The organism is Citrobacter sp. MGH103, assembly GCF_001034475.2.
Classification (GTDB): domain Bacteria; phylum Pseudomonadota; class Gammaproteobacteria; order Enterobacterales; family Enterobacteriaceae; genus Citrobacter; species Citrobacter freundii.
Map to the genome: position 1 here is coordinate 3561293 of NZ_CP073043.1, position 22285 is coordinate 3583577.

The window sequence follows — 22285 nt, forward strand, 5'->3', positions numbered from 1 at the left end:
CGCCGCAAAGACGTTATGGAGCGTTGCGTGCTTAAGGACTCGCTTTCTTCCGTCAGCATTCTGACGGGTCTTTCTCTGTTGTTGGTCGCTCTGATGCTCTTCGGAGCCAGCCAGGGGGCGCTGAACATTAGCTTCAGCGCGCTGTTCAACGACGAATACCGTGACATCTGGTTGAACATCCGTTTGCCCCGTGTGTTGCTGGCCGTTCTGGTAGGCGCAGCGCTGGCAACGGCAGGGGTTATAATGCAGGGGCTTTTTCGCAATCCGATGGCCGATCCTGGCCTGCTTGGTGTCAGTAGCGGCTCCGCGCTGATGGTCGGTATCGCGATAGTTATCCCCTTTTCGTTTCCCGTGGTGCTGGTGCTGTATGAGCAGATGATTTTTGCCGTCGCGGGCAGCATGGTGGTCTGCACGATTATTTTCCTGATAAGCCAGCGTCATAGCCACGGCGGAATGATGCAACTGCTGTTAGCCGGTATCGCTATCAATGCTTTGTGCGGTTCGGCTATTGGCGTACTGAGCTATGTGGGCGATGAGCAACAGCTACGTCAACTTACGCTGTGGATGATGGGCAATCTCGGCCAGGCCCAGTGGCCAACGCTGCTGGTTGCCAGTACCTTTGTTCTTCCAGCCATTGCTGTCACCGTCTGTATGGCGGGCACGCTTAATTTGCTGCAATTGGGTGATGAAGAGGCGCATTACCTCGGCGTGAACGTCAAACGTAAGCGCCAGCAGTTACTGTTGCTCAGCTCGCTACTGGTTGGTGCTGCCGTTTCCGTCAGCGGCGTAATTGGTTTTATTGGCCTGGTGATCCCACATCTGATCAGAATGACTACCGGCGCCGATCATCGCTGGTTGATTCCCTGCTCGACACTGGCGGGCGCCTGTCTACTCCTGATTGCCGATACGCTGGCCCGCACTCTGGTGCAGCCTGCCGAAATGCCCGTTGGTCTGTTAACCAGCCTGATCGGAGGACCGTATTTTCTGTGGTTAATACTGCGTAGCCGGAGGGTGTCATGATCGTTGCTGAAAATCTGGTTTACCACATTCAGGGCAGACGATTGACCGACGATGTTTCCCTGACGCTACCTGAAGGAGAGATCATCGCGATTCTGGGCCCGAATGGCGCCGGGAAATCGACGCTGCTACGCCAGCTCACGGGTTATCTGCAACCTCACAGTGGGCGCTGTAGCTTATTCGGCAAGCCGCTGAACGAATGGTCAATCACCGAGCTGGCAAAAACCCGTGCCGTGATGCGCCAGAACAGTCATATGGCCTTCCCGTTTAGCGTGCAGGAGGTTATCCGCATGGGCAGGCATCCGTATCGCACGCGCAATACGGGCGATGAAACGGAACACATCATGACGTTGTGCGACTGCCAGGCGCTGGCCGCGCGCGATTACCGGCATCTGTCGGGAGGAGAACAACAGCGGGTACAGCTGGCACGTCTGCTGGTTCAGCTTTGGGAGCCCGAGCCTCGGCCCAAATGGTTATTTCTCGATGAACCCACCTCCGCCCTGGATATTCACCACCAGCAGCACCTTTTTCGTCTGCTGCGTCGCCTGGTGCGTGAACGGCAGTTTAGCGTCTGCTGCGTCCTGCACGATCTCAACCTCGCAGCGCGTTATGCCGACCGCGTGGTATTGATGGAACACGGCAGGATTGTTGATAACGGGTATCCGCAGGATGTCCTGAAGCAACGGGCGCTGAACGCGCTGTACGGTGCCGATCTCACGGTCATAAATGAACCGGAGCATCGAACGCCGCTTATCGTTCTCAATCAATAACAGACCGGGAACGCTCTGAGGTGACGTTCCCGTTTTTTCCCCCTTCGCCCCTTTTTTCATCTTTTCTAAAAACACCCTTGACCTTCCCCTTGCTGGAAGGTTTAACCTTTATCACAGTCAGTTAAACCTGCAATGAAGGAGTTGGTTATGTCTCAAACAATCGATCTAACCCTGGACGGTTTGTCCTGTGGTCACTGCGTAAAACGCGTTAAAGAAAGTCTGGAACAACGTCCGGATGTTGAGCAAGCGGATGTCTCCGTGACAGAGGCGCATGTTACCGGGAGCGCCAGCGCAGAAGCGCTGATTGAAACCATCAAACAAGCCGGTTACGGCGCGGAGTTAAGCCACCCAAAGGCTAAACCGCTGACGGAGTCATCAATCCCGTCGGAAGCACTGGCAGCGGTCCCTTCCGAGCTTCCGGCAGCTACGGCTGATGATGACAGCCAACAGTTGCTGTTAAACGGCATGAGCTGCGCCAGTTGTGTGACCCGTGTACAAAATGCATTGCAAAGCGTACCGGGTGTCACCCAGGCACGGGTAAACCTGGCGGAACGCACTGCGCTAGTAATGGGCAGTGCCTCCGCCGCAGATTTAGTGCAGGCGGTAGAAAAAGCAGGTTACGGCGCAGAAGCCATTGAAGATGATGCTAAGCGCCGCGAGCGTCAGCAAGAAACCGCCGTGGCAACCATGAAACGTTTTCGCTGGCAGGCGGCCGTCGCGCTGCTGCTGGGTATCCCTGTCATGGTATGGGGAATGATTGGCGACAACATGATGGTGAGCGATGACAACCGCAGCCTGTGGCTGACGATTGGTCTGGCAACGCTTGCGGTGATGGTTTTCGCGGGCGGTCACTTTTACCGCAATGCGTGGAAAAGCCTGATGAACGGCACCGCGACTATGGATACGTTGGTCGCGCTGGGTACAGGGGTGGCATGGCTCTATTCCATGAGCGTCAACCTCTGGCCGCAATGGTTCCCGATGGAAGCGCGACACCTCTATTATGAAGCCAGCGCCATGATTATTGGTCTGATTAACCTCGGACACATGCTAGAAGCGCGGGCTCGCCAGCGCTCGTCCAAAGCGCTGGAAAAACTGCTTGATTTGACGCCACCGACCGCACGCGTCGTTACTGACGAAGGTGAAAAGAACGTGCCGCTGGCAGACGTTCAGGCGGGAATGTTGTTGCGCCTGACCACCGGCGACCGCGTGCCAGTCGATGGAGAAATTACGCAGGGCGAAGCCTGGCTAGATGAAGCGATGCTGACCGGTGAGCCGATTCCGCAGCAAAAAGGTGAAGGCGATAGCGTCCACGCCGGTACGGTCGTACAGGACGGCAGCGTGCTGTTCCGCGCCAGCGCCGTTGGCAGCCACACCACGCTATCACGCATTATTCGTATGGTGCGTCAAGCGCAAAGCAGCAAACCGGAAATTGGCAAACTGGCCGACCGTATCTCCTCGGTGTTCGTTCCGGTCGTGGTCGCCATTGCGCTGGTCAGTGCGGCTATCTGGTATTTCTTTGGACCAGCACCGCAGATTGTCTATACGCTGGTCATTGCCACCACCGTTCTGATTATCGCCTGCCCTTGTGCGCTGGGTCTGGCAACGCCGATGTCGATTATTTCCGGCGTGGGGCGTGCCGCTGAGTTTGGGGTACTGGTACGCGATGCCGATGCGCTGCAGCGCGCCAGCACGCTCGATACTCTCGTCTTTGATAAGACCGGGACGCTGACTGAAGGCAAACCGCAGGTTGTCGCCATCAAAACGTTTGGCAACACCGATGAAGCGCGGGCAATTCGTCTGGCTGCCGCCCTTGAACAGGGTTCCAGCCACCCGCTGGCCAGGGCGATTCTGGACAAAGCTGGCGATGTCTCGCTGCCGCAGGTCAACGGTTTCCGTACACTGCGCGGGTTAGGCGTCAGCGGAGAGACCGAAGGTCATACGTTGCTGCTGGGAAATCAGGCTCTGCTCAATGAACAGCAGGTTGATACCACTGAAATGGAAGCTGAAATCACCGCTCAGGCTTCCCAGGGTTCAACTCCGGTCCTGTTGGCGATTGATGGTAAAGCGGCGGCGCTGTTAGCGGTTCGTGATCCACTGCGTAGCGACAGCGTGGCAGCGCTCCAGCGCCTGCACCGCGCCGGGTATCGTTTGGTGATGCTGACCGGCGACAACCCAACGACCGCCAACGCCATTGCCAAAGAGGCGGGTATTGACGAGGTGATTGCGGGCGTTCTGCCGGACGGTAAGGCCGAAGCGATCAAGCGTCTGCAGAGCCAGGGGCGCCAGGTCGCCATGGTCGGTGACGGTATCAACGATGCGCCTGCGCTGGCTCAGGCCGATGTAGGGATCGCCATGGGTGGCGGCAGCGATGTGGCGATTGAAACAGCCGCGATTACGCTGATGCGTCATAGCCTGATGGGCGTTGCGGATGCGCTGTCTATCTCCCGGGCAACGCTACGCAATATGAAACAGAACCTGCTCGGCGCGTTTATCTACAACAGCATCGGCATCCCGGTTGCCGCTGGGATCCTGTGGCCGTTCACCGGCACGCTGCTCAACCCGGTAGTCGCCGGGGCGGCGATGGCGCTTTCTTCCATTACCGTGGTGAGCAACGCGAACCGACTGCTGCGCTTCAAACCTAAAGAGTAACCCTTTGCCGGATGGCGCTATCAACTGCGCCATCCGGCAATTCACACATTGCGACTTTTCCGGCCACGCGCTAGCATGGTTCTCCACTTAGGGAGGTCGTATGGATTTGTTATACCGGGTAAAAGCATTATGGTCTGCACTGCGCGGCAACCACTATACCTGGCCTGCCATCGACATCTCTTTGCCCGGCAACCGCCATTTTCATCTGATTGGCAGCATTCACATGGGCAGCCGCGATATGGCGCCTCTGCCTGCCAAATTACTCAAAAAACTCAAGCATGCCGATGCGCTGATTGTCGAAGCGGATGTTTCCGGTGACGACACGCCGTTTGCCGACCTGCCGACCTTTGCCGCACTCGAAGAGCGCATCAGCCCGGAGCAGTTAGATAATCTGCATAAGGTCACCGATGAACTGGGCATTTCTCCTTCCCTGCTCTCCACTCAGCCGTTATGGCAAATTGCCATGGTATTACAGGCAACGCAGGCACAGCAGCTAGGGCTGCGGGCGGAATACGGGATTGATTATCAACTGTTGAATGCGGCTAAGCAGGCGCATAAACCGATAATTGAACTGGAAGGCGCATCCAGTCAAATCGAGCTGTTATGTCAGTTGCCTGATAACGGACTGGCCCTGCTGGACGATACTCTGACGCATTGGCATACCAATGCCAGACTGCTACAGCAGATGATGGGCTGGTGGCTTGAAACGCCGCCGCACAATAGCGAACTGACGCTTCCCAATACCTTTAGCCAGTCGTTGTATGACGTATTGATGCATCAACGCAACACAGCCTGGCGCGATCGGCTCAGAGCGATGCCTGCTGGTCACTACGTCGTGGCCGTTGGCGCGCTGCATTTATACGGAGAAGGAAATTTGCCGGAGATGTTACGGTAAAAAAAATGGCCAATATCTCTATTGGCCCGTCAAAGAGGAATTTCATCATTATTATGATCCCGGCGCTTAAAGCGTCGGTGTAGTTCGATTGTCGCTCAAAGTCATCATCCTGCCAATACTATTGCGCAAGATGGTACTATTTTTTAGACAGACATCAGGCGTATGCTTGAGTCGTATTTTGTCTGGGCCAGGAAAATTGCTATGACACCCGCCGTTAAATTACTCGAAAAAAACAAAATTTCTTTCCAGATCCACACCTACGATCACGATCCGTCCGAGACGAACTTTGGTGATGAAGTGGTGCGAAAGTTAGGTCTGAACGCGGACCAGGTTTACAAAACGCTGCTGGTTGCCGTGAATGGCGACATGAAGCATCTGGCGGTCGCCGTCACACCGGTAGCAGGTCAACTGGATCTCAAAAAGGTTGCCAAAGCATTGGGTGCCAAAAAGGTCGATATGGCCGATCCCATGGTCGCGCAACGCACTACCGGCTATCTGGTAGGCGGTATCAGCCCGCTGGGGCAGAAAAAAAGATTGCCGACGCTTATCGACGCGCCAGCCCAAACGTTTGACACCATTTATGTTTCCGGCGGCAAACGCGGGCTGGATATCGAACTGGCAGCGAGCGACCTGGCGAAAATTCTGGATGCGAAATTCGCCGATATCGCCCGCCGGGATTAAGCGGTTATAGAATGAATGCCTGATGGCGCGCAGCTTTAAGGCCTACAAATCGCACTGACCTGTAGGCCGGATAAGGTGCCTGCACCGCCATCCGGCACTCCGCCCTGTTACTGCCAGCTCACCTCACCCTTCGGCTCATACGCACTGGCATCCAGCGGTGAGTTCTTCTGTACGTACTCTTTCAGCACTTCCGCATCAATAAACCCGGTATTCACATAGCCTGGTTTGTTATCAATGCGCGGATAGCCATCACCGCCGGTGGCGTTGAAGCTCAGCGTTGCCATACGATAGGTTTTGGCTGGGTCAACAGGTTCGCCTTTGATTTTCAAATCGTTAAGTTTGCCGTCTTTCGCTACAAAGCTGACGTTGGCAAACTGCGGGTAGGCTCCGGAGTCCGGCTTCATTTGCGCCACCGCGGTCAGATAATCAATCACTTCTTTCCCGCTCATATCGGCGTACACCACGATGTTGCCAAACGGCTGTACCTTCAGCACGCTCTTATAGGTGATATCGCCGCCTTCGATGGAGTCACGGATACCGCCGCCGCTCATCACGCCAAAATCAGCGCTGGTTCGCGCTATTTGCGCAGCCAGCAGCAAGTGCCCCATGTTGGTTTGCACGAAACGAACTTTGCTACGGTCGCCTTCGAGGCGCGCATTGACGCTACCGATTTTCACGTCGAGCTGCGCTTTACCTTTATTCTGGAACGGCGTCAGCAGCGAAAGCATTTGCTGGTTTTCAACAATCTCCGGGGTGTAGAGTACGCGCTCACTTTTACCGTTGTCCCAGGTCACTTTTTTCTTCAGATTAACGGGAATGAGCTGGTAGTTAACCATTTTCATTTCGCCGTTACGGAACTCAAAGTCCGCCCGGCCCACGTATTTCCCCCACTCGTGGGCCTGTACAATCCAGATCCCATTTTGCTTATCTGGCGCACACGGCGTACCCGGTACGTAATCAACCTGCTTCTTATTTTCCGCAGCCATACACACCGGATCCTGCGAGTGGCCACCGACAATCATCGCCAGCGAACCTGCTGGCAGGCTGCGCGCCATTTCGACATCGCCAGGGGCGTTCGAGCCGTGGTTGCCGTTGTCATAATGTCCCATATGGGTGGTCGCGATAATGATGTCTGGCTTTTCACCCATATGCAGTTCCTGAATAACCAGTTTGGCTTCATCAGCAGGTTTACGGAATTCGATATCGGTAAAGAACTCAGGGTTGCCAATTTTTGCCGTATCGTCAGTGGTTAAACCAAGTACGGCAATTTTTAAATCCTGGCGCTTAAAGATGGCCCACGGCTTAAATAAACGCTCGCCGGTGCTTTTCTGATAAATATTGGCCGAGAGAAACGGAAATTTGGACCATTTTTCCTGCTGGCGCAATACGCTAAGCGGATTATCAAACTCGTGGTTTCCGACCGCCATCGCGTCATAGCCAATCAGGTTCATCCCGCGAAAATCAGGTTCCGCATCCTGCAGATCGGACTCCGGTACGCCGGTATTAATATCACCACCAGAAAGCAGCAGTACGCTGCCCCCTTCCTCAGCCACCTCTTTACGAATACCGTCCACCAGCGTTTTTTGCGCCGCCAGTCCGTATTCCCCATATTCGCTACGCCAGAAGTGACCGTGATGATCATTGGTATGCAGAATGGTAATTTTGTAGGTTTTATCTTTTTCATACGCTTGCGCTGGCTGACCTGCCAGCGTAAATGCGGCTAATAACACCAGCGCCACGCCCCGTTTTAAAAACTTCATATTTCTCTCCCTGAGCCAAAATCAACGACTGAAATTACAATGATATGAAATAATAGTCGAAAATGTTTTCAGAAATGAGACTTCCTTCAAACACCTTCCGCAGGTATGTTAGTCAGGTAATAATAACAAAATAGATTACCCTCATAATCGCAACCCAAACAGAAGTGACTTTCTATGGCAATAAGTGAACCAACCCAGCCTGTGGCTGGCGCGTCAGCGTCGGTTGCTAAAGCACGCACCTCATTTGGCATTTTAGGAGCGATCAGCCTCTCCCATTTGCTAAACGATATGATTCAGTCGCTGATCCTGGCGATTTATCCGCTATTGCAGTCAGAGTTCTCGCTGACGTTTATGCAGATCGGGATGATCACCCTAACCTTCCAGCTAGCTTCTTCGCTGCTGCAACCGGTGGTGGGTTACTGGACGGACAAATACCCGATGCCGTGGTCGCTGCCCATAGGAATGTGCTTCACGCTGAGCGGGCTTGTTTTGCTGGCCATGGCCGGCAGCTTCCATATGGTGCTGCTCGCCGCGGCGCTGGTTGGCACCGGCTCTTCGGTATTCCACCCGGAATCGTCCCGCGTGGCGCGTATGGCCTCTGGTGGTCGCCACGGCCTCGCTCAGTCGATTTTTCAGGTTGGCGGCAACTTCGGCAGCTCACTGGGACCGTTACTGGCGGCTGTCATCATCGCGCCATATGGTAAGGGTAATGTGGCCTGGTTTGTTCTGGCTGCGCTATTAGCGATTGTCGTCCTGGCACAAATCAGCCGTTGGTATGCCGCGCAGCATCGGATGAGTAAAGGAAAGCCGAAGGTCGCTATCGTTAATCCGTTGCCGCGTAATAAAGTGGTGCTGGCTGTAAGCATCCTGCTGGTACTGATTTTCTCCAAATACTTCTATATGGCGAGCATCAGCAGCTATTACACCTTTTATCTGATGCAAAAATTCGGATTATCGGTACAAAACGCCCAGTTTCACCTGTTTGCCTTCCTGTTTGCCGTCGCGGCCGGGACGGTGATTGGCGGACCATTAGGCGATAAAATTGGCAGAAAATATGTTATTTGGGGGTCTATCCTCGGCGTTGCGCCATTTACCCTCGTTTTACCCTACGCAACGCTGGAATGGACCGGGATTTTAACCATGATCATTGGTTTTATCCTCGCATCGGCGTTTTCTGCCATTCTGGTTTACGCACAGGAGCTGCTTCCTGGGCGTATCGGCATGGTTTCTGGGTTATTTTTCGGTTTTGCCTTCGGCATGGGCGGCTTGGGAGCCGCGGTGCTAGGGCTGATAGCCGACCATACCAGCATCGATTTGGTCTACAAAATATGTGCTTTCCTGCCACTTCTGGGGATACTGACCATATTCTTACCTGATAACCGACACAAAGCCTGATTTTCTGACGGCCAAAAGTAAATTTTGGCCGTCATTACTTACAGTAGCCATCAGCCTTTACCTCTCACATATCACCGTACTTTTCCGATCCGTGCTTTTTTACGCTTAAAATCCCGTTTTCTTCAAAATTCAATAATTATTCATAAACATAAACATTAAAATTGTCATAAACTATTACTCGTAGTTTGGGTTTTTAGGATCATCACAGCAACCAAAGGAGACGGAATGCATCACGCCACCCCGCTTATCACCACCATTGTCGGCGGCCTTGTGCTCGCTTTTATATTAGGCATGATTGCCAATAAACTACGTATTTCTCCTCTGGTGGGATATCTGTTAGCGGGCGTTCTGGCCGGTCCATTTACACCTGGTTTTGTTGCTGATACTAAGCTCGCGCCTGAACTGGCCGAGCTTGGCGTTATTCTGCTGATGTTCGGCGTCGGGCTGCACTTTTCCCTGAAGGATTTGATGGCGGTAAAGTCAATCGCCATTCCCGGCGCGATTGCCCAGATAGCAGTGGCAACGCTGCTGGGTATGGCGCTTTCAGCTGTATTAGGCTGGTCGCTGATGGTGGGGATCGTGTTTGGTCTGTGTCTTTCAACCGCCAGCACCGTGGTGCTACTGCGTGCGCTTGAAGAACGACAGCTCATTGACAGCCAGCGCGGGCAAATTGCCATTGGCTGGCTGATTGTCGAAGATCTGATGATGGTGCTGACGCTGGTTCTCCTGCCAGCAGTCGCCGGAATGCTGGAAAAAGAAGATGTCGGCTTTGCTTCGCTGGCCGTCGATATGGGCATTACCATCGGTAAGGTGGTGGCGTTTATCGCGATTATGATGCTGGTGGGTCGTCGCCTGGTACCGTGGATTATGGCCCGCAGCGCCGCAACCGGTTCACGCGAACTGTTTACCCTCTCAGTCCTCGCCCTCGCCTTAGGTATCGCCTTCGGCGCAGTAGAGCTGTTTGATGTCTCCTTTGCGCTGGGCGCATTCTTCGCCGGTATGGTGCTGAATGAATCTGAGCTGAGCCACCGTGCGGCGCATGACACCCTGCCGCTGCGCGATGCGTTCGCCGTGCTGTTCTTCGTTTCCGTCGGAATGCTGTTCGATCCGTTAGTCCTGATCCAGCAGCCGTTGGCAGTACTGGGCACGCTGGCGATTATCATCTTTGGTAAATCCCTTGCCGCCTATTTCCTGGTGCGCCTGTTTGGTCACTCTCAACGCACGGCGCTCACCATTGCCACCAGTCTGGCGCAGATTGGTGAATTTGCCTTTATCCTGGCGGGTCTGGGAATGGCGTTAAACCTGCTGCCGCAGGCCGGACAGAATCTGGTGCTGGCAGGGGCAATCCTGTCCATAATGCTCAACCCGGTGCTGTTCGCGGTGTTAGAAAAATATCTCGCCAAAACAGAAACGCTGGAAGAGCAGACTCTGGAAGAGGCTATCGAAGAAGAGAAGCAAATTCCGGTGGATATCTGCAATCACGCCCTGCTGGTTGGCTTTGGTCGCGTCGGCAGCCTGCTGGGTGAGAAATTGATGGCTGCGGGGATCCCGCTGGTGGTTATCGAAACCTCACGTACCCGGGTGGATGAATTGCGCGAGCGTGGGATCCGCGCGGTGCTAGGAAATGCCGCTAACGAAGAGATTATGAATCTGGCGCATCTGGATTGCGCACGCTGGCTGTTGCTAACCATTCCGAATGGCTATGAAGCGGGTGAAATTGTCGCTTCCGCTCGCGAGAAGTGCCCGTCGATTGAGATTATCGCCCGCGCACATTATGACGATGAGGTGGAATATATTACCGAGCGCGGCGCCAATCAGGTCGTCATGGGCGAGCGTGAAATCGCCCGCACCATGCTGGAGCTAATTGAAACACCGCCTGCCGGTGAAGTTGCTACCGCCAGTTAATGTTACGCGTAGGCCCGATAAGCGTAGCGCCATCGGGCAAGAACTCAGCGATCCCAGTACGACTCTTCAAGACTGTCTTCACGTTCCGGCAAACCGCGCGTCAGGCGCGGTGAATGCTGGTTCAGCACCTGGTAACTCACGCGGTTAGCATATTTACACACCTGGGCTAGCGACGAATAGGTCAGCCAGGTGAACTTGTGCTTGCTGGAGTTAGGCACGTTACTGCGGTGATAGCTGTTGGCGGTAATATCATGCAGCAATGCCGCCAGCGCGCCGTCGCCAGCACCGTTGGTATTCATTATCTTTTCAGGCCCGCCCATATACGGTGCAATGTGCGAATACACACGCAGCGGATTGGTACAGTCTTTATGGCGCATGGCGCGGCTGAATTCGTACTGATTGAATTCGGCAATCGCTCCAGGCAGCAGCGGATGCTGGGTTTTACGTTTGACTTCTTCTTCCGTAAAGCCCGCCATATACAGACCTGCCGGACCCGCAGTGCACAGCACCAGATCCACCCAATCCAGCGCTTTGTCGGACGCCAGTAGCGGATCGTTCTCGCCGGTCAGCGCTTCAGCCTCTTCTTCATTCATCGCCAGAATAGAGACATGCTCTTTGAGGAATGCCTGCCACCACTGCGGGTTATCGGCAATGACGAATTTGGTGCCCAGCGTCAGTACCACCGGCACATTGTGTTTTTTAGCGTATTCAATCGCCTTCATGGTCGCTTCCGGCATCGGCTCGCCCGGCTCGCAGCGCACCAGATAGGACGTCAGCACCAACGCGGACGCTCCGGCAATCACCGATTCAGGGATGCTATCCGCCCGTAGCTTATTCATATGCCCAGGGCTAATGGCGAAGGTACGCTCTCCGGATTCACCAATCAGCGTAAAGCAACGACCAATCGGTCCATTAACGCCTTGCAGGTAGTTCAGATCGGTACGGCTGGAGGTATTGCATAAATAACGGTACGCATAGCTGCCAATCTCGATATTGCTGCACATCACGCCCAGCAGCACCGAGCGGTCATCCGCCAGCACGGAGTAGTTGTGCATCGTGTTACCGATCGTACCGCCCGCAAACTGATGGGTGATCAAATTTTCACGCACCAGTTCCTGATAGAGCGCTTCTGCGACATCATCGGCAATCACCAGAGAATGCCCGGCGCTTAATCCATAACGTTTTACAAAGTCATCATCCACTTTGGCTTCAATATCCACCAACGTCTGGTCGATGCCCACCACCCAGGCTGCGCTGGTTTCATTTTCTGGCTGAATTTGTTGCAGCAACGGATCGCGCGCGCTGACGGGAAAATAGTGTTTGGATTTACGTTTACCGGGAAATTTCATGGTCGATTTTACGGGTGGTTAACTGAGCGATGCATGGTAGCACATTCCCTGCTGCGCATGCGATGCGACGCTGAGTTTCAATATCGGACGGTGAGATCGCAGTTTATCCGGGATTAATTTCTACAATAACTCACCTTCACAAGGAGCGTTTTATGAAGCCGGAAAACAAAATCCCCGTACTCGACAAAATTTCGGATGAAATGAAAAGCGTGGTGAATTTTCATCGCGACGATTTGCCGCCGTGGCCCGCTGCCGATGACTTCGTGGCCCAGCGCCAACACTACATTCATGAGCGGCGACTGTGGAATGCCGATGCCCCGCAGATGCATACCCGAGAATGCGTGATTTCTACCGCGTGCGGCCCCGTTGCCACACGCATCTACGCTCCGCAGCCCCAAAGCCAGGCCACGCTGTATTACCTGCACGGCGGCGGTTTTATTCTCGGTAATCTGGATACCCATGACCGGATTATGCGTTTACTGGCGCACTACACCCAGTGCACAGTTATTGGCATCGACTATTCGCTGTCGCCGGAAGCGCGCTACCCACAAGCCATCGAAGAGATCGTCGCCGTTTGCCAGTACTATCATCAACATGCTGGCGACTATTCCCTCAATATCAATACGATTGGTTTTGCGGGCGATTCCGCCGGAGCCATGCTGGCGCTTGCCAGCGCGCTGTGGCTGCGGGATAAACGCATTGCCTGCGGCAAGGTGGCTGGCGTGCTGTTGTGGTATGGGCTTTACGGGCTGCAGGATTCACTGAGCCGACGGCTGATGGGCGGAGCGTGGGATGGGTTAACCCGCGAGGACTTGCAGATGTATGAAAACGCGTACCTACGTAGCGCTGACGATCGCGAGTCACCGTACTATTGCCTGTTTAATAACGACCTGACGCGCGACGTACCGCCGTGTTTTATCGCCGGTGCGGAGTTCGATCCACTGATTGACGATAGCCGCTTATTATTCCAGACGTTACAAGCGCATCAGCAGCCCTGCCAGTACAAAATGTATCCCGGTACGCTGCACGCCTTCCTGCACTATTCGCGGGTGATGAAAACCGCCGATGAAGCTCTGCAGGACGGCGCGCGTTTCTTTAAGCAACAGCTTTAGCGGTAGGCGGCGGTCAGTTTAACCATCATTTCGATATGTTCCGGTGTGGCATTCAACGCCGGAATATACTCATATTGCTTACCGCCAGCCTCAAGGAAAATTTCCCGGTTTTGCACCGCTATCTCTTCCAGCGTTTCGAGACAATCAGCCGCGAAGCCCGGACACATAACCTGGATATGCCGAGTTCCTTTCTCCGCCAGCATTTTTAGCGTTTCATCGGTATACGGCGTCAGCCACGGTTCGCGGCCAAAGCGAGACTGGAAGGTCATCATGACTTTTTCCGGCGGCAGACCAAGCGCTGAAACCAGCTCACGCGTCGTATCGCGACAGCGCTGCGGGTAGTCATCGCCTTCATCGGCGTAGCGCTGCGGAATACCGTGGTAGGAGAGCAGCAGTAAATCAGGTTCGCCATGTTGAGCGAATGAATCCCGGGCACTCTTGGCCAGCGCATCAATGTAGCTGCTGTCATCGGCGTAATCACGAATAAAAGAGACGCCGGGAATACCGCGTTTACGCGCTAAGATGCGCGCCAGCTCGTCCCAGACTGCTGCAACCGTCGAACAGGAATATTGCGGGTACAGCGGTAACACCACCATGTGTTCCACTCCGCTTGCCAACAGTTCATCGACCGCGCTTTCGAGCGATGGCGAACCGTAGCTCATCCCCAGCGCGACAGGGGTATCAGGCAGACGTTGTGCCAGCGCCTGCTGTTGCGCCTTGCTGTAGACCATCAGTGGGGAACCGTCTTCCATCCAGATTGACTGGTACAGCTTTGCCACACGCGGCGCTCGCAGCGGCAAAATCACACCACGCAGCAGCGGCCACCACAGCGCAGGGGACGTATCGACTACGCGTGGATCGCTTAAAAACTGGCGCAGGTAGCGCTTAACGGCTTCGGGGGTTGGGGCATCGGGAGTGCCGAGGTTTGCCAGCAGGATACCGGTTTTCGTCTGACGCATTACCGCCTCTTATCGATTCAAATTGTTGATAATTGTAGCGGAAAAGCGGTAAAGAAGAACTAATTGCTGTGAAAGGTAAGACGAGAATTTGCCTGATGGCGCTGCGCTTATCAGGCCTACGAGATATTGGCAGACCTGATAAGAGGTTTAATTACGCGAAAAAATTAGCCGAGGATTTTTTCCAGCGCTGCGCGCACGTCAGCCACGGCCTGAGTGCCGTCAACTTTCGCGTATTTGGTGTTACCCGCCTGCGCTTCTTTAGAGTAGTAGCCGATCAGCGGTGCGGTCATCTGATGGTATTCCACCAGGCGCTTACGTACGGTCTCTTCCTGATCGTCTTTACGGGTGGTCAGCTCTTCGCCGGTCACGTCGTCTTTGCCTTCAACCTTAGGCGGGTTGAATTTGATGTGGTAAACGCGGCCAGAAGCAGCGTGTACGCGGCGACCGACGATACGGTCAACGATCAGTTCGTCAGGTACGTCAAACTCCAGAACGTAGTCCACGTTGATGCCCGCTTCTTTCATGGCGTCTGCCTGCGGAATAGTACGCGGGAAGCCATCAAGCAGGAAACCATTACGGCAGTCTTCCTGAGCAATACGCTCTTTTACCAGCGCGATCACCAGCTCATCAGTCACCAGCTTACCGGCGTCCATGATGTCTTTCGCTTGTTTGCCCAGCTCGGAGCCAGATTTCACGGCGGCACGCAGCATATCACCGGTGGAGATTTGCGGAATACCATACTTCTCCATGATGAACTGAGCCTGAGTTCCTTTACCCGCGCCCGGAGCGCCAAGCAGAATGATACGCATTACGAAAATCCCCTTAAAGGTTGTCGATATTTTTTAAAAAGCGCTAAACGATACCACCATCACGCAATTGGCTCAAGGAAGGTAGTCTGCGCTGAAACGGTTAATGGCGGGAAAATTGAAAATAAGGAAAGAAATTGCCGGATGGCGGTGTAAACACCTTATCCGGCCTACGATCAAAAAGATGTTGTAGGCCGGATAAGCGTTAGCGCCATCCGGCATTACATTACAGGTATCAGGATACCAGCAACTGGTTCATACGACGAATGAACTGGTTCGGGTCTTCCAGCGTGCCGCGCTCGGCAAACAGCGCCTGATCCAGCAGCAGCTCAACCCACTCTTTGAACTGTGCTTCGTCCTGAGTATCCGCCGTGCGTTTTACTAGCACGTGGTCCGGGTTCAGTTCAAAGATATATTTCACTTCCGGTACGGCCTGGCCCGCAGCGGCAAAGAGTTTCGCCATCTGGGTGCTCATTTCATCCGCATCGGTGGTAACGATGGCTGGCGTGTCGGTCAGACGGTGAGTCAGACGCACTTCTTTCACGCGGTCACCCAGCAGGGTTTTCACACGCTCAACGAACGGCGTCAGCGCTTTTTCCGCTTCTTTTGCCGATTCGTCAACTTCATCCGCCAGCTTGTCGATGGACTCGTCAGCTTTAGCAACGGACTGGAATGCCTTACCGTCGAACTCGGTCAGGTAGTTCATCATCCACTCATCGATGCGGTCAGAAAGCAGCAGCACTTCGATGCCTTTCTTACGCAGCAGTTCCAGGTGCGGGCTGCTCTTCGCCGCCGCATAGCTGTCTGCAGTGATGTAGTAGATTTTCTCCTGCCCTTCTTTCATTCGCGACACGTAATCTTCCAGCGAAATGGTTTGCGCGGAGGAGTCAGTGTGCGTAGACGCGAAGCGCATCAGTTTAGCGATCGTTTCCTGGTTGGCGTGGTCTTCCGCCGGGCCTTCTTTCAGCACCAGGCCGAACTGCTTCCAGAAGGTCTGGTATTTTTCCGCGTCGTCTTTCGCCAGTTTTTCCAGCATCTGCAGTACGCGTTTGGTCAGCGCGCTGCGCAGGTTACGGGTGACGGTGCTGTCCTGCAGGATCTCGCGAGAAACGTTCAGCGGCAGATCGTTAGAATCTATCAGACCACGGACAAAGCGCAGGTAGTTCGGCATGAACTGCTCGGCATCGTCCATGATGAAGACACGCTGGACGTACAGTTTCAGACCATGCTTGTGATCGCGGTTCCACATATCCCACGGCGCCTGCGACGGGATATACAGCAGGCTGGTGTACTCCTGCTTACCTTCCACACGGTTGTGGCTCCAGATCAGCGGGTCAGTGAAGTCGTGGGCGATGTGCTTGTAGAATTCGTTGTACTCGTCGTCTTTGATTTCCGACTTGTTACGGGTCCACAGCGCCTGCGCCTTGTTGATTTTTTCCCAGGAAACCACGGTCTCGCCGTCTTTCTCTTCGGATTTTTCGATCTCTACCGGCAGCGCGATATGGTCGGAATATTTGCTGATGATGGAACGTACGCGCCAGTCATCGAGGAACTCGTCTTCGCCTTCACGCAGATGCAGAGTGATTTCGGTACCACGGTCTTCTTTGGTAATATCAGCAACGGTGTACTCGCCTTCGCCCGCAGATTCCCAGAACACGCCGTTTTCCGGTTTATCACCCGCAGCACGGGTACGCACGGTGACTTTGTCCGCCACGATGAAGGCGGAGTAGAAACCAACCCCAAACTGACCGATCAACTGGCTGTCTTTCGCCTGATCGGAGCCCATGGATTCGAGGAAAGATTTGGTGCCGGATTTCGCAATGGTCCCCAGATGATCGATAACGTCATCACGGTTCATCCCCACGCCGTTATCGGCAATGGTCAACGTACGCTTATCTTTATCGAAGGAAACACGCACACGCAGCTCACCGTCACCTTCATACAGGTCCGGGTTAGACAGTGCGCGGAAACGCAGCTTGTCTGCCGCATCCGAGGCGTTAGAGATAAGCTCACGCAGGAAGATTTCTTTATTGGAATACAGAGAATGGATCATCAGGTGCAGAAGCTGTTTTACTTCTGACTGAAAACCACGAGTTTCTTGTCCTTTCATGTAGATCTACCTCAACAATGCCATATTCAATGGTAAAAACACGTTGAGGGTGAAATGGGGACAAGCGGGAAGGATTTCAAGCGGAAGCCGCCGTCGCGGCCTCCGTTTGTTCAGAATTTAATCTTGTGTCGTCCTGCCAGAGAGTGCGACAGCGTGGTGCCATCGACCATTTCCAGCTCGCCGCCTACCGGAACGCCATGGGCGATACGGCTGGCTTCAACGCCATATTGCATGCAAAGCTCAGCAATATAGTTGGCGGTCGCCTCTCCTTCGACCGTGGGATTGGTCGCCAGAATCAGTTCGTTGATTTGCTCAGACGCCAGTCGCTGTTCAAGACGATCCAGCCCGATATCATCAGGACCAATACCGTCCAGCGGCGACAGGTGTCCCATCAGCACGAAGTAACGTCCGGAAAATTGCCCGGTTTGCTCAATGGCGTAGATGTCCGCCGGACTCTCCACCACGCAAATCTGACCGTTTTCCTGGCGACGCGGGTTCGAACAGATGTTGCAGACGTCTTGCTCTGTGAAGGTGCGGCAATCGGCACAGTGGCCGATTTCCGACATCGCCTTCGTTAACGCCTGCGCCAGACGCATCCCGCCGCTGCGATCGCGCTGAAGCAGCGTGAACGCCATGCGCTGCGCCGACTTCGGGCCAACGCCCGGCAGACAGCGCAGTGCTTCCATAAGCTGAGTTAACAGCGGGCTGGTTTGCATCAGAACGGCATCTTAAAGCCAGGCGGCAGCTGCATTCCGGAAGAAACAGAGGCCATCTTCTCTTTCTGCGTCTCTTCAATGCGACGCGCCGCGTCGTTGAATGCCGCAGCAACCAGGTCTTCCAGCATCTCTTTGTCGTCTTCCAGCAGGCTTGGATCGATCTCCACGCGACGGCAGTTATGCGCGCCGTTGATGGTCACTTTTACCAGACCCGCGCCAGATTCGCCGGTCACTTCCAGCTTGGCGACTTCTTCCTGCATCTGCTGCATTTTTTCTTGCATCTGCTGGGCCTGTTTCATCAGGTTACCCAGACCGCCTTTACCAAACATAGGCTTCTCTCTCAATCACGTTAAGGGATGACGACCGTCAAACCATTAGGCTGACGATCAAATGGGGCGAATACTCTCTTCGTCCAGCTCCGCATCGAAAAAACGACGCAGCGTCTGGATGTTATTATCCGCAATAATCGACTCACGCGCCTGCGCGAGCTTCTCTTCATAAATGGCCTGACGCCACTCCAGCGGCGTGCGCACCGCAGGATTATCATCTTCAACGATGGTCAATTCAACCGTTGACCCCGTTAAGGTACTCAGTGCTTCGGCCAGTTTTTGCTGCGCGCCGCTGGAATTAAGGTGTCGCTGCGTGGAACGCAGGTGCAGGCAAACCACGTTGCCATTCTCTTCTTTCCAGGCATTAAGCGCCACCTGCTCTACCAGTTTAGGCAGCGAGAGCTGGCTCACCTGGGCGGCCCACGGGTCGCGTTCAATGGCTTCAGCCGCAAGCTTTGCCGCCAGTTCCGGCGTTTTTTCATGCTCAAGCGCTTTTTTCAGCGCTTTCGGCGTGGCGACGACTTCTTTGACTTCTGCAACAGGATTGGTCGCTTTCCAGCGATACGCTTCTTTCTTCGCCGGTGCTTTTTCCAGCGCAGAGACTGCCGGACGCGCCTGAACACGTTCCGACACCGAAGCCAGTCTTTCCAGCGCAGCATTATTCACCGGCCGCGCGCGGGAAGCGGCTGCCGGTTCACTCTTTTTTGCTTTGGTTGCTCCCTGAGCACGTTGCAGTTGACTGCGCGCCGCCAGCACCTGACTGGTGGCATCGGAGAGCGGCACATTCTGTTGCTGTTGCGCTGGCGCAGGTTGCTGCTGTGGCACCTGCGTCGGGGTCATCACCGCTGTGGGTGCGACCGGGGCAAACGACTGGCGCGGGACTTCAGGTTCCGGGAGCGGCATGCGCGGATGAAAAGCCAGCGCACGCAGCAGCGTCATTTCGACGCCCATTCGTCTGTCTGGTGCATACGGCAGTTCTTTGCGCCCGATTAACAGGGTCTGGTAGTAAAGCTGCACATCGGTAGGCGGTACAATTCGCGCCAGTTCACGCATACGCTGTTCAATGGCGGCCATATCGCTACCGAGCGCAGCAGGTGAAAGCTGAACCATGGCAATACGATGCAGCAAAGCCGACATCTCAACCAGCAGCGCTTCCCATTCGATACCACGCGCGGCGGCGTCGTTCACCAGCGTCATCACGCGTTCGCCGTCCGCAGCCACAACCGCTTCAACAAGCGAGAGCGCCTGGTCGTCGTCCAGCGTGCCGAGCATGGTGCTGACCGCGTCGGTCGAGACCTGACCATCGCCGCTGGCAATCGCCTGATCGGTCAAACTCAGCGCATCGCGCAGGCTGCCGTCTGCGGCGCGAGCCAGCAGTTGCAGCGCACGTGGCTCATGGGCGATATGCTCTTCTTTGAGAATATGCTCAAGCTGATGGCGAATCTGTTCGACATCCAGCGCTTTAAGATGGAATTGCAGACAGCGCGACAGGATGGTCACCGGCAGCTTCTGCGGATCGGTGGTCGCCAGCAGGAATTTGACGTGCGCGGGCGGCTCTTCGAGCGTTTTCAGCAAGGCGTTAAAACTGTGGCGCGACAGCATGTGCACTTCGTCGATCAAATAGACCTTAAAGCGACCGCGCGCGGGCGCATACTGAACGTTATCCAGCAGATCGCGAGTATCTTCGACTTTAGTGCGTGAGGCGGCATCGATTTCAATCAAATCGACAAAACGCCCCTGCTCAATTTCCCGGCAGTTATCGCACACGCCGCACGGCGTAGCGGTGATGCCAGTTTCACAGTTTAATCCCTTCGCCAGCAAGCGGGCGATAGAGGTTTTACCGACGCCACGGGTGCCGGAAAACAAATAAGCATGATGAATACGCCCTAACGACAAGCCGTTCGCCAGTGCCGTCAGCACATGTTCCTGGCCGACGACGTCAGCAAAGGTTTGTGGGCGCCATTTTCGGGCTAAGACCTGATAACTCATTGGCAGGCTCTGAAAGGCTGGAGGGTGGATTCACAGGAGGGTAATGCTAACACAACCTCGCAGCAACGGCGAGGTTGTGTGTCTCGGTATTACTTCAACCGGGATAAGATAGCCCGACTTAGTGGCCCGGGAATGGAACCAGGCTATAACAAGTCAGCCCCTGCTTTTCCAAACGCTGCTCGCCGCCCAGATCAAACAGGTTAATGATAAAGGCAGCATCGGTCACTTCGCCACCCAGACGGCGGATCAGCTTCACGGTCGCTTCAATCGTGCCGCCAGTTGCCAGAAGATCGTCCACAACCAGGACTTTATCACCCGGTTTGATGGCATCAACGTGGATTTCCAGCTGATCGGTGCCGTACTCCAGCTCATAGGTCTCAGCAATAACTTCACGCGGAAGCTTACGCGGTTTGCGTACCGGAACAAAGCCGACACCCAGCCCCAACGCTACCGGCGCGCCAAACAGGAAGCCACGCGCTTCGGTGCCAACCACTTTAGTGATCCCCGCATTTTTGTAGCGCTCAACCAGCAATTCAATGCTGAGGGCGTAGGCTTTCGGATCTTCCAGTAAACTGGTGACATCACGGAAAAGAATGCCCGGTTTTGGGTAGTCGTGGATGCTTTTGATGCTATTTTTGAGAAACTCAAGCTGCTGTGCAGTCGCGGTCATAAGTTTGTGCCTGATTAATACAGTATTACTTCACGGCGCACTATACACTTCATCCTCGACGTATCTTGAATGATTTTGTGTCTATATTAGGGCCAAGGTTACACTTGGTTAACCTTTGACCATCTGCGCCTGTGCTCGAAAACGGTCGAATTTACTGGCTGCGAGAGACAATTGCAACAGCGATTATTGCGCTTTACTGCTTTTGTTGTTTTTCATCAATCACCGGGATCCGCCACATAAAAATCAGTAAACAGGCGAGAATAACCAGCAGCAGGCCGCGTACCCACATCATATTGACCAGCCAGAGGGAAATAGCAAACGTCACCAGGATCAACAAAATAGCGCGCGGTTTTGCTCCCGGCGGCATCGCGCGGTGCTTTTGCCAGTGACGCAGATACCCGCCGAACCACGAACGGTAAAGCAACCAGTCGTGAAAACGCGGCGATGAGCGGGCAAAACACCAGGCGGCCAGCAGTATAAACGGCGTCGTCGGCAACAGAGGCAATACTACGCCCAGCGTACCTAGCACTACCGCTATCCAGCCAATGATGATTAGAATAATGCGTTGCATAATATCAGTACTTAACACAGAGAATCGCTACTTTAGCATAACAGTTCTCATTTTCATCGGAGTGTTGTTGTGAAAACCGCCATGCTGTTACAGACGCTCGAAAACCAGCTTAACCGCCTGCGACAGCGTTGTGCTCCGCTGGCGCACCACACAACGCTTAGCGCCCGCTTTGACAGGCATCTGTTTCACACGCGCAGCACATTGCTGCAGGCCTGCCTGGATGAAGCTGACGATAATCTTACTGCCCTACGTCGCGCCGTTGAGCAGCAACAACTACCACAAATCACCTGGCTTGCGGAACACCTTGCCTCACAGTTAGAGGCGATTTCACGTGAAACTGCCAGTTGGTCGCTACGCGAGTGGGACAGTGCATCTCCAGGTCTGGCGCGCTGGCAGCGTAAGCGGGTCCAACATCAGGAGTTTGAACGCCGTCTGGTTGAAATGACGCGTGAACGCAAAGAGCGTCTGGCTCAGGCTACCGGCTTTGCAGAACAGCAAAAACTGCATCGTGAAGTAGAAGCATTCGAGGCGCGACTGGCGCGCTGCCGTCATGCTCTGGCAAGAATAGAAAACGTGCTGGCGCGTTTAACCCGTTAATCCCC

At 54.5% G+C, this 22285-nt stretch carries 19 protein-coding genes and 1 other annotated feature; of the genes, 9 read left to right on the forward strand and 10 right to left on the reverse strand.

Annotation, left to right across the window (positions count from 1 at the left end):
* The first annotated feature begins 27 nt into the window (after window positions 1–27).
* The 5 genes from SK33_RS17255 (at window position 28) to ybaK (ending at window position 6012) form a co-directional block, all read left to right on the forward strand.
* Window positions 28–1020 carry a FecCD family ABC transporter permease gene (locus SK33_RS17255; RefSeq protein ID WP_003021806.1) on the forward strand — a complete coding sequence of 331 codons (993 nt, stop codon included), beginning with the start codon at window positions 28–30 and terminating at the stop codon, window positions 1018–1020.
* Entirely contained in the window at window positions 1017–1787 is a 771-nt protein-coding gene (locus SK33_RS17260; RefSeq protein WP_048219461.1) for a heme ABC transporter ATP-binding protein, read from the forward strand. The genes SK33_RS17255 and SK33_RS17260 overlap by 4 nt, the downstream gene beginning before the upstream one ends.
* A 147-nt stretch (window positions 1788–1934) precedes the next feature.
* Window positions 1935–4436 carry a copper-exporting P-type ATPase CopA gene (copA, locus tag SK33_RS17265; RefSeq protein ID WP_044712822.1) on the forward strand — a complete coding sequence of 834 codons (2502 nt, stop codon included), beginning with the start codon at window positions 1935–1937 and terminating at the stop codon, window positions 4434–4436.
* A gap of 100 nt (window positions 4437–4536) precedes the next feature.
* Window positions 4537–5331, forward strand: a complete 795-nt coding sequence (locus SK33_RS17270; protein WP_032936959.1) for a TraB/GumN family protein — start codon at window positions 4537–4539, stop codon at window positions 5329–5331.
* A 201-nt stretch (window positions 5332–5532) separates the two neighbouring features.
* Complete coding sequence (gene ybaK / locus SK33_RS17275) at window positions 5533–6012, forward strand: Cys-tRNA(Pro)/Cys-tRNA(Cys) deacylase YbaK (protein ID WP_003021794.1); 480 nt, start codon at window positions 5533–5535, stop codon at window positions 6010–6012.
* Between the two features lie 107 nt (window positions 6013–6119).
* Here the strand turns inward: ybaK and ushA are convergent, their stop codons facing one another.
* On the reverse strand, window positions 6120–7772 hold the full coding sequence (gene ushA, locus SK33_RS17280; protein ID WP_048219463.1) for a bifunctional UDP-sugar hydrolase/5'-nucleotidase UshA: 1653 nt from the start codon (window positions 7770–7772) through the stop codon (window positions 6120–6122).
* 174 nt (window positions 7773–7946) lie between these two features.
* On the opposite strand from ushA, the gene SK33_RS17285 reads away from it, so the two are divergent.
* Both SK33_RS17285 and ybaL read left to right on the forward strand, forming a co-directional pair.
* Complete coding sequence (locus tag SK33_RS17285) at window positions 7947–9167, forward strand: MFS transporter (protein WP_048219464.1); 1221 nt, start codon at window positions 7947–7949, stop codon at window positions 9165–9167.
* 225 nt (window positions 9168–9392) lie between these two features.
* Window positions 9393–11072 carry a YbaL family putative K(+) efflux transporter gene (gene ybaL / locus SK33_RS17290; protein WP_003021783.1) on the forward strand — a complete coding sequence of 560 codons (1680 nt, stop codon included), beginning with the start codon at window positions 9393–9395 and terminating at the stop codon, window positions 11070–11072.
* 44 nt (window positions 11073–11116) lie between these two features.
* Here the strand turns inward: ybaL and gsk are convergent, their stop codons facing one another.
* Entirely contained in the window at window positions 11117–12421 is a 1305-nt protein-coding gene (gsk, locus tag SK33_RS17295; protein WP_003021781.1) for an inosine/guanosine kinase, read from the reverse strand.
* Between the two features lie 152 nt (window positions 12422–12573).
* Between gsk and aes the strand changes: the two genes are divergently transcribed.
* Window positions 12574–13533, forward strand: a complete 960-nt coding sequence (gene aes / locus SK33_RS17300; protein ID WP_003021777.1) for an acetyl esterase — start codon at window positions 12574–12576, stop codon at window positions 13531–13533.
* On the opposite strand, the gene hemH is transcribed toward aes, so the two are convergent.
* From hemH to SK33_RS17340, 8 genes are all read right to left on the reverse strand, one after another.
* Window positions 13530–14492 carry a ferrochelatase gene (gene hemH / locus SK33_RS17305; protein ID WP_003021775.1) on the reverse strand — a complete coding sequence of 321 codons (963 nt, stop codon included), beginning with the start codon at window positions 14490–14492 and terminating at the stop codon, window positions 13530–13532. The genes aes and hemH overlap by 4 nt on opposite strands.
* Window positions 14493–14656: 164 nt before the next feature.
* A complete protein-coding gene (adk, locus tag SK33_RS17310; RefSeq protein WP_003021773.1) occupies window positions 14657–15301 on the reverse strand; it encodes an adenylate kinase in 645 nt (214 codons plus the stop codon).
* A 232-nt stretch (window positions 15302–15533) separates the two neighbouring features.
* Window positions 15534–17408 carry a molecular chaperone HtpG gene (htpG, locus tag SK33_RS17315; RefSeq protein WP_048219466.1) on the reverse strand — a complete coding sequence of 625 codons (1875 nt, stop codon included), beginning with the start codon at window positions 17406–17408 and terminating at the stop codon, window positions 15534–15536.
* Between the two features lie 110 nt (window positions 17409–17518).
* Window positions 17519–18124: a recombination mediator RecR gene (gene recR / locus SK33_RS17320; RefSeq protein WP_003021767.1), complete on the reverse strand. Its 606-nt coding sequence runs from the start codon at window positions 18122–18124 to the stop codon at window positions 17519–17521.
* The gene (locus SK33_RS17325; protein ID WP_003021764.1) at window positions 18124–18453 is read right to left on the reverse strand and encodes a YbaB/EbfC family nucleoid-associated protein; all 330 of its coding nucleotides are present in this window, start codon (window positions 18451–18453) and stop codon (window positions 18124–18126) included. Before SK33_RS17325 ends, recR begins: the two co-directional genes overlap by 1 nt.
* Window positions 18454–18510: 57 nt before the next feature.
* Window positions 18511–20442 (reverse strand): DNA polymerase III subunit gamma/tau, encoded by a 1932-nt coding sequence (dnaX, locus tag SK33_RS17330; RefSeq protein WP_032948710.1) that lies wholly within the window; start codon window positions 20440–20442, stop codon window positions 18511–18513.
* Window positions 19114–19178 (reverse strand) — a sequence feature (DnaX frameshifting element). Its footprint overlaps the gene before it by 65 nt.
* A 118-nt stretch (window positions 20443–20560) precedes the next feature.
* Window positions 20561–21112 (reverse strand): adenine phosphoribosyltransferase, encoded by a 552-nt coding sequence (gene apt, locus SK33_RS17335; RefSeq protein WP_003021759.1) that lies wholly within the window; start codon window positions 21110–21112, stop codon window positions 20561–20563.
* Window positions 21113–21305: 193 nt separating this feature from the next.
* Window positions 21306–21683, reverse strand: a complete 378-nt coding sequence (locus tag SK33_RS17340; RefSeq protein WP_003847534.1) for a DUF454 family protein — start codon at window positions 21681–21683, stop codon at window positions 21306–21308.
* Window positions 21684–21752: 69 nt separating this feature from the next.
* Between SK33_RS17340 and priC the strand changes: the two genes are divergently transcribed.
* A complete protein-coding gene (priC, locus tag SK33_RS17345; protein ID WP_003021753.1) occupies window positions 21753–22280 on the forward strand; it encodes a primosomal replication protein N'' in 528 nt (175 codons plus the stop codon).
* Window positions 22281–22285 lie beyond the last annotated feature (5 nt).

What these genes read in the sequence shown, in the direction of transcription:
- SK33_RS17260 (WP_048219461.1), top strand. Translation starts at nt 1,017, where the DNA reads ATGATCGTTGCTGAAAATCTGGTTTACCACATTCAGGGCAGACGATTG.
- copA (WP_044712822.1), top strand. Translation starts at nt 1,935, where the DNA reads ATGTCTCAAACAATCGATCTAACCCTGGACGGTTTGTCCTGTGGTCAC.
- SK33_RS17270 (WP_032936959.1), top strand. Translation starts at nt 4,537, where the DNA reads ATGGATTTGTTATACCGGGTAAAAGCATTATGGTCTGCACTGCGCGGC.
- ybaK (WP_003021794.1), top strand. Translation starts at nt 5,533, where the DNA reads ATGACACCCGCCGTTAAATTACTCGAAAAAAACAAAATTTCTTTCCAG.
- ushA (WP_048219463.1), bottom strand. Translation starts at nt 7,772, where the DNA reads ATGAAGTTTTTAAAACGGGGCGTGGCGCTGGTGTTATTAGCCGCATTT.
- SK33_RS17285 (WP_048219464.1), top strand. Translation starts at nt 7,947, where the DNA reads ATGGCAATAAGTGAACCAACCCAGCCTGTGGCTGGCGCGTCAGCGTCG.
- ybaL (WP_003021783.1), top strand. Translation starts at nt 9,393, where the DNA reads ATGCATCACGCCACCCCGCTTATCACCACCATTGTCGGCGGCCTTGTG.
- gsk (WP_003021781.1), bottom strand. Translation starts at nt 12,421, where the DNA reads ATGAAATTTCCCGGTAAACGTAAATCCAAACACTATTTTCCCGTCAGC.
- aes (WP_003021777.1), top strand. Translation starts at nt 12,574, where the DNA reads ATGAAGCCGGAAAACAAAATCCCCGTACTCGACAAAATTTCGGATGAA.
- hemH (WP_003021775.1), bottom strand. Translation starts at nt 14,492, where the DNA reads ATGCGTCAGACGAAAACCGGTATCCTGCTGGCAAACCTCGGCACTCCC.
- adk (WP_003021773.1), bottom strand. Translation starts at nt 15,301, where the DNA reads ATGCGTATCATTCTGCTTGGCGCTCCGGGCGCGGGTAAAGGAACTCAG.
- htpG (WP_048219466.1), bottom strand. Translation starts at nt 17,408, where the DNA reads ATGAAAGGACAAGAAACTCGTGGTTTTCAGTCAGAAGTAAAACAGCTT.
- recR (WP_003021767.1), bottom strand. Translation starts at nt 18,124, where the DNA reads ATGCAAACCAGCCCGCTGTTAACTCAGCTTATGGAAGCACTGCGCTGT.
- SK33_RS17325 (WP_003021764.1), bottom strand. Translation starts at nt 18,453, where the DNA reads ATGTTTGGTAAAGGCGGTCTGGGTAACCTGATGAAACAGGCCCAGCAG.
- dnaX (WP_032948710.1), bottom strand. Translation starts at nt 20,442, where the DNA reads ATGAGTTATCAGGTCTTAGCCCGAAAATGGCGCCCACAAACCTTTGCT.
- apt (WP_003021759.1), bottom strand. Translation starts at nt 21,112, where the DNA reads ATGACCGCGACTGCACAGCAGCTTGAGTTTCTCAAAAATAGCATCAAA.
- SK33_RS17340 (WP_003847534.1), bottom strand. Translation starts at nt 21,683, where the DNA reads ATGCAACGCATTATTCTAATCATCATTGGCTGGATAGCGGTAGTGCTA.